The sequence below is a fragment of the Bacillus swezeyi genome (assembly GCF_030908325.1).
Lineage (GTDB): Bacteria > Bacillota > Bacilli > Bacillales > Bacillaceae > Bacillus > Bacillus swezeyi.
On the sequence record NZ_CP133085.1, the window covers coordinates 2,205,159 to 2,213,278 of the forward strand.

General features: G+C 45.1%; 1 protein-coding gene. It reads right to left on the reverse strand.

Annotated features, from left to right (window positions below; genetic code table 11):
• Positions 1-255: 255 nt before the first annotated feature.
• Entirely contained in the window at positions 256-8,067 is a 7,812-nt protein-coding gene (locus RBH91_RS11090) for a non-ribosomal peptide synthetase (RefSeq protein ID WP_307894581.1), read from the reverse strand.
• Positions 8,068-8,120: the final 53 nt, after the last annotated feature.

The following is an 8,120-nucleotide window of genomic DNA, read 5'->3' on the forward strand; positions in this document are numbered from 1 at the left end:
ATCTCTCCTTCGAAAAAAAATTTGACGAGAGCTTTTCGGCATGGTATAATTAAAATATAAGATGGGATATCTATGACATTTTAACCGTAAGCAGACGTAATCTGATTATATCATCGTGTCTGTTTTTGTGCAATATAAAAAGAACCTGGGCAGTTTGACCAGGTTCTTTCTTCATTTCCCGCTACCATTGAGCCGACTCCGTTCCTGCATCATCACCTTTATGGATCGGATTCTCAGTCCATTCCCTGCTAACAATTAAAGATCAGAATCTGTGTCTCTCGCAGACGATACCAATGAAAGTTGTTCATGAAGTACAAGTTCATCATGATGTCGCTCTTCAATACTTTTTACAATAGACCGAATCGTAATTACGTTCTCTTCAATATATTGAGGATCAAAGATCGTAACATGGTCTCCCTTTAATTCATATTCCATGTAATTTTGTGCAGTTGATTGCCTCCACCCTCTTTCGGTCAAATCGCCGCATAACAAATGATGAATGTTAGCGTTGATGGCACCGGAATTGATCAGTTGATTATGATACGCAAGATAGCCTCTAATTTTATCCTTAATCGAAGGAATAGTTAATATTTCTTTGTAATAACCCGGAATAATATCGAGATTCAGATAGACGATCTCTTCGATTTCCTTTTCCGATAAATGAGTCACCGAAGTGGTGATTTGAGAATCCAACATCATAACATCGGATACGGCGCGTCCTCGCTGTTCCAAAGCTTTGGCAACCTCAAAAGCCAAATTCGATCCTGAAGAATAACCAAGCAAAACAAAAGGTCCTTGTTCTTGAATGCTGATCATGCTTTCTACATACCGGTCGATGATCGGTTTCTCATGTGACGGCTCTTCTATAAAATCAGCGGCATAGACGACGCAGTCGCCATCAAGTCTGTTCGCCATTTCATTATAAACCAACCCATACCCAATTAAAGGAGGGAAACAGAACACAGGGATCGAACCATTCTGATTCAACTTGACGAATACGCTGTCCGTCTTGCCCTCTAAGGCCGCGGCTTGAATGGCGCTTGCCATTGTTTCGATGGTAGGGGAATCATAAACAGCGTGATAATGCAATTTGATTCCCATGACCGCGTTAATTTGATGAATTAATTGCAATACTTTCAGCGAGTGGCCGCCAACGTCAAAGAAGTTATCTTTTATCCCCAGGTTAGAATGAGCTAAAACGTCCTTCCATATCTCGGACAACTGCTTTTCAATCAACGTTTCGGGTGCCGCATATTCGGTTCCGGTCGGCATATTTCCATCAGGAGCAGGTAAAGCTTTTCGATTGATTTTACCATTAGCTGTTAATGGCATCTCCTCTACCCGTACAAAATAGGCCGGAATCATATACGCAGGCAGTTTGTTCAGCAATTGCTGCTTGAGCTGCAGCGTTTTTAATGATTCGTCTCCTACCAAGTAAGCACACAACTGCTTGGAGCCCTCTTCTTCGAGTGCGATGACGACCGCTTCTTTGACGGATTCCACTTGCAATAAAGCCGCTTCGATCTCGCCCATTTCAATGCGGTAGCCTCGAATTTTTACCTGATGATCGATTCGTCCCAAATACTCCATATGTCCATCCGGCAACCACCGGGCGACATCTCCCGTTTTGTACATTTTTTCGCCTGCGGCAAACGGATGTTCAACAAATTTCTCAGCCGTTAATTCAGGACGGTTCAAATATCCTCTGGCTACGCCGGCCCCGCTGATATATATTTCTCCAGGGACGCCGATCGGCACCGGCTTCATACCCGCATCAAGCAGATAAATGTTCATATTGGCCGCGGCCGTACCGATTGGCACCGATTCGCGTCTGTCTTTCTGCGGATTGTAGGAATAAATCATACATCCGACGACTGTTTCCGTCGGCCCGTATTCGTTAAAGATTTCGATTTGATTTTGAAATTGTTCGCTGATGCCCTGGGCCAGCCGTGTGCTTAACTTGTCGCCGCCTACAATCATTTTCCGGATCCTGCACTCATCGGGAATGTTCATTTCGTTTAATAACTGCAAATGAGCCGGGGTCAGCTTGATAATATCCACCCTGGGATCCTGTACAATAGATGAAACCAAGGTTGCCCTGTCTTCTCCTCCATAGACAATGATGGCATTGCCGCTGATAAGCGGTGTAAAAATAGACGTTACCGTTAAGTCGAAAGCGATGGACGAATATAGTGGAAAGGTGGTTTTCTCCCCCTTCACGTAGACTCTGACAGCCCACCAAATATAATTGGTTAAGCCTTGATGTTCAATTAATACACCTTTGGGCTTGCCTGTGGAGCCCGATGTATAGATCACATACGCTAAATGGTTCGCATGACTGAGCGGTTCAAGGTTAGAGGCATCTTCGTGATAAGAACTTTCCTCATCTAATTGAACGATCATGCCTGCATGGGCCAACCGCTGCTGAAGATGGCTCTGTGTCAAAACAATCTCCGCGTTGGAGTCGTCTAATATATACTGTATGCGATGCTCAGAATAATCCGGATCAATTGGCACGTAAGCGCCGCCGGCTTTTAATACGGCCAATATTCCCACTACCAACTCGATGTTATGTTTGCTGATGATGGCTGTGAGCCGATCCGCTCGCACGCCCTTGGCTCTTAACGTTCGAGCCAATTGATTGGCCTGTTCATTGAGCTGCCGATACGTCAGCTTCTTATCCTCAAAAACAATCGCTACCTGCTCAGGCGTTCGTTCCGCTTGTTCCTCAAACAATTGATGAATCGTTTTTTCCTTTGGATACTCGGCCAAAGTATCGTTAAATGTCTCTATGAGGAGCGATCGTTCATCCGCCGCAAGCATATCCAGTTCTTGGACGCCAATTGCCGGATCGTTCACCATTTGCTTGATGATTTGCATAAAATGCGCTTGCATCCGCTCGACACTTGCTTGATCATAAACATTGGCATTGTACACAAAATGAATTTCAGTTTCCCCAGCCGGCATCACAATGAAATTAAAATCGTAATGGGTATGTTCTTCCAAATGAAAATCGATAATGTCTAATGCGGTGTGATTCTGCTTCATATGCTCCATTTGTTCCTCGACCGGGTAATTCTCAAATACCATAATATGACTGATCAACTGCTGCTTTTGCTCGGTTTGAGTCTGAATTTCATACAATGGATATGTTTCGTATGGTTGAGAAGCAAGCGCCCGTTCCTGATTCGTTTTCAATACTTGTGCGACTGTCATTTCAGGTTGAGTATCAATACGTACGGGGATGGTATTGATAAATAAACCGACCATGGATTCAATACCCTGAATGTCTGCCGGCCGACCGGATACGACCGTGCCGAAAACGACATCCTGACTGCCGTTATATCTTTGCAGCAACAAGCCCCATGCGGTTTGTATCCATGTATTGACGGTGACTTGATGTCGGCTTGCGGCCCGTTTGATCTCCTCTGTGAGCTGCTTTCCTAAACGAAACGCATGCTCTCCTTTTTCGTACCCTTTGGCCTGATTGGAAGGCTGTTCTTTCAATAAAACGGTTTGTCCTTCATAGCCGTCCAAATAATCCCGCCAATAGGCTGCTGCTTGCTTGTGATCTTGTTCATCCAGCCATTCGATATATCGGCTGTACGGAGTAACGGCTCCCCGCTTCGGTTTCCTCCGCTCAAGAATCGCATAATAGGTTTCAAACACTTCTTTCGTAATAAGAGGCAAACACCAGCCATCCATTAAAATGTGATGAAAGCTCCATATCAATCGCGCTTGATCTTCCTCTGTTTGCAGGATCGATACGCGCATTAAAGCATCTCGGGTAAGGTCGAACCCTCGTGCCTTATCTTTTTGTACAAAAGCGGCAATGAACTCGCTGCGTTGCTGCTTGTTCATGCTGCGAATATCTTCAACGATCGTTTCAATCCGCTTGGAGCGGAATACGATCTGCAAAGGCTGATCTTTCCATTCGGTATAAAAATGAGTTCGAAGAATGTCATGTCTTTCGGCCAGCTGCGACAAACTCATCGTAAATGCCTCGATATCCAAGAGACCTTTCAGATCAAAAGCGGCTTGTTCAAAGTAAGCTCCGGAAGCCGAATCGATCAAGCTATGGAACAACATTCCCTTCTGCATAGGGGTTAAAGGGTATATATTTTCAATTTCGCCAAGATGCTGTGTTTGTTGGACAAATCGATCTAATTCGTCGATGGTCATTTCTTTTAGCGAAATATCGCTGGGCGTCAGCAGAATTTGCTCTTGATCTGCACAATGTTCGATGACTTGTTGCAAACTGCTTTTTAAGAGATCTGCGCATGTTTCGATTGTTTCTCTTTGATATTGTTTACCAGAATAACTGATTGCCAGTGACAATTGGCCGTTTGAAATCATACCGTTGATATCAAGTGCATAGGTCATGGGGTGCTTGTCGCTGGCTATTTTCCCGCTGGAGTAAGGAGATACCTCGATCCTCCCATTCTGGAAATCTTGATCAAATTGACCAAGATAATTGAAACTAATTTCCGGATGTCCGGTCAATTCCAGAGTCATCGGGTGATCGGACAAATACTTGATGAGGCCATAACCTATTCCTTTTTCAGGGATCTGACGCAAATTTTCTTTCACCGTTTTAATTCGCTGTGAGATATCTTGGTCTGCCTTGATTTGCAGCAAAACCGGGTATTGGCTTGTGAACCAGCCCACAGTACGAGAAATATCGAGGTCTGAAAAATGAGACTCTCTGCCGTGTCCTTCGAGATGGATGAGAATGTCTTCATATCCAGTCCAACGATGCATAGCGATGCCAAGTCCGGTCAGCAATAAATCGTTCATTTCAGTCGTATAAGCCCGGTTTGATTTTTTTAATAAACGCTCGGTTTCCTCGACCGTCCATTGGACGATGACCGTTTCCCGGTCTTCGGCCAGACCAAGCTCCTGCTCATGATCCTTTGGCAATACATTTGCTGGAATATGTTTATGCCCGAACCAGTATTGATTTTTCATTTCAAATTCCGGACTTCCTGCATAACGTTTCAACTGTTCAGCCCATAACAGGTAGGAGTCCGTTTTCTTCGGAAGCCGGATCGTTTCTCCGTTTTGAAGCTGCTCATAAGCAGCCGCTATATCCTCGATTAATATTCTCCATGAAACGCCATCGATGACCAAATGATGGATCACAATCAGCAAATGATCCCCCTCTTGACACTGAAACAATCCCAGTTTCATGAGCGGGCCTTCAGCTAGATGAATAGACTGCTGAATCTCATTGGATATCGTTTCTATCGCTTGGGCAACATTGTTTTCTTCCAATAAAGAGATTACTTCAAGGCTGAATAGATCTCCTTCATCGATCCCCCGATTTCGAGCTTCGTATCCATGTTCAGTTGGAACATAGACCATGCGCAAAGCATCGTGATGCTCGACAATCTTCTTCATGACTTCCCGAAGCTTCGATTCATTCAATCTTTCTTTCCAATAAAGCATAACCGCTTGATTATAATGGTGTAAATCGGGGTATTTCTGTGCAAAAAACCAATGCTGAATCGGGGTCAGCAGCGCCTGACCTTTGATTTCTCCTTGTTCTGCGATTCGGGTTACCGACTCTACGTAGGGAACAAGTTCGGAGATCGTTGGGTACTTGAACAAGTGTTTGATTTCAAGTTTATACCCGGCTTGGTATAAACTTGAGGTCACTTGAATGGACTTAATCGAATCCCCTCCTAATTCGAAGAAATGATCCGAGACTCCGACCCGTTCTACGCCTAATACCGACTCCCATATTCCGGCTAGTATTTTTTCCAGTTCTGTGCGTGGAGCTGCATAGTTCATGCCTGTGAGATTCCTACTTGGAGAAGGCAGCGCCTGACGATCTATTTTTCCATTGGAAGTGAGCGGCATCGCTTTCAACTGAACGAAATAAGCAGGTACCATATAGGCAGGAAGCTGCCGGGTTAGTTGTTCCCGGAGCTCGCCTGCGGTTAAAGCATGGTGTGCGGTATAATAGGCACACAAGGAAGTTTCTCCGTTGATTTCTTGTGCCATAACGATGGCTTCTTGAATCGACGGTATATGGAAAAAGGCGGCTTCGACTTCGCCAATTTCAATGCGATAGCCTCGGATTTTCACCTGATGATCGATTCTTCCGAGATACTCGATGTTCCCATCCGGCAGCCACCTGGCCAAATCTCCCGTTCTGTACATTTTCGTTCCGGGCACGAAGGGATGCTTGACGAACTTCTCTGCCGTTAATTCAGAGCGGTTCAAATATCCTCTGGCAACACCGGCCCCGCTGATATACATTTCTCCGGGGACGCCGATCGGCACCGGCTTCATATCGGTATCCAGCAGATAAATGTTCATATTGGCGGCGGCCGTACCGATTGGCACCGATTCGCGGCTGTCTTTGGCGGCATCGTAACGATAAAGCATGCATCCGACAACGGTTTCCGTCGGCCCGTACTCGTTAAAAATTTCAATTTGATCTTGAAATTGCTCGCTGATGCCCCGGGCCAGGCGTGTGCTTAACTTGTCTCCGCCTACAATCATTTTCCGGACCGTGCACTCATGGGAAATGTTCATTTCTTTCAATAACTGCAAATGAGCCGGAGTCAGCTTGATAATATCCACCCTGCAATCCTGTACAATGGATGAAACCAATGTCGCCTTGTTTTCTCCTCCATAGACAATGATGGTATTACCGCTGATGAGCGGCGTAAAAATAGACGTTACCGTTAAGTCGAAAGCGATGGACGAATATAGTGGAAAGGTGGTTTTCTCCCCTTTCACATATACCCTGACAGCCCAGCAAATATAATTGGTTAAGCCTTGATGCTCAATGAGTACGCCTTTGGGCTTGCCTGTGGAGCCCGATGTATAGATCACATACGCTAAATCCTTCGTATCGCTGTTCCGCTCAAGATTAGAGTGCTCTTCATGATAAGAACTTTCCTCATCCAATAGCACGATCGTGCCTGCATGGGTCAACCGCTGCTGAAGATGGCTCTGCGTCAGGACGATCTCCGCGTTGGAGTCGTCTAATATATACTGTATGCGATCCCCCGGATAATCCGGATCAATTGGCACGTAGGCGCCGCCGGCTTTTAATACGGCCAGTATTCCTAGTACCAGCTCGATGTTATGTTCGCTGATGATGGCTGTGAGCCGATCCGCCCGCACGCCCTTGGCCCTTAACGTTCGAGCCAATTGATTGGCCCGTTCATTGAGCTGCCGATACGTAAACTGCTTATCCCCATAGATGATGGCAACTTGATCCGGTGTCCGTTCTGTCTGTTCTTCAAATAACTGATGAATCGTCTTATTCCTCGGATATTCAGCTACCGTATGATTATAGTCAACGAGGAGTTGATTTGTTTCCGTGTCGGACAAAATATCAATCTGGCGGAGTGTGAGGTCGGGTTGAAATAACATGATCGAGAAAAGACGATTTAAATGTTCGATCACTTGCATCATATACTGACGATCATAAGCTTGTTCATTATAAATTAGCTTTAAATGAATAGAGTCATCCCCCATGTCAAATTGAAATAAAGCATCCGAAGCAACTGTTTCTTTGAAACGATCGGGGTGAATTTGATCTATTGATACGATCGTATGGATCATTGGCAAATGATTCGCATCGTAGTTCAGACGCAGCTGCCCGACCATCTTATCGAAGGGAACATGCTGATTCAAGATCGCTTCGCCCAGCGTATGTTTCAATTCATGAAAGATGGATTTAAACGTACTGTTCGCATTGATATGTTGTTTAATTAACATGAGTTGATCCAAACGAAGGTCCTCATCGGTTTCGTCTTCAAAGGTTGGAACACCTACAATAACGCCTTCTTCCCCCGTATATTTGTACAGAAGGCACTCGATTCCGATCAAAAGAACCAGATAGACGGCCATTGGCGATTGATTCGTCATGGTCATGATGCGCAGGGATACATCAGATCTCAATGAACTGTGAATACAATTAGGAGCACTAGACGCATCATGCTCTAATGTTGAGTCTGACATTTGAAACGCAGGGAATGCAATGGGGCGATCTTCCGCATCGAACATGCTGCTCCAGAACAACTCCTGTTGTTTAAATTCTGACATTGATATCCCTCCAGTAAGTTTAAATTTCTGCTTCGAAGGCGGCTGACGGCTGT

Coding starts and splice junctions, on each gene's coding strand:
- RBH91_RS11090 (WP_307894581.1), bottom strand. CDS start 8,067: ATGTCAGAATTTAAACAACAGGAGTTGTTCTGGAGCAGCATGTTCGAT.